Below are 294 nucleotides of genomic sequence, written 5' to 3'. Positions count from 1 at the left end.
TTGTATTCGAAATATAACTTATTCATTATGATTAATGGCTAATAAAATATAACAAAAGTTTATGTATAAATTCTTTATAATTTGATAAATTTAGATAAATATTGTCAATAAACTATATTTTTCTAAAAAATGCGTAACATTCCGTCAAGAAATACATATGTTATATTAAGAGAAACTTAATATTAGTTTCTCTTAACAGACAAAATTTTAAAACTCCTGTAAATATTTTAGCGATCGGATATAAAGAAATTTCCCCCTCATTTTAAACACCTATTCCCCCCGTAGGTGTTTTTT

It is taken from the genome of Romboutsia sp. 13368 (assembly GCF_018336475.1).
Lineage (GTDB): Bacteria > Bacillota > Clostridia > Peptostreptococcales > Peptostreptococcaceae > Romboutsia.
This window is presented reverse-complemented; position numbering follows the sequence as displayed.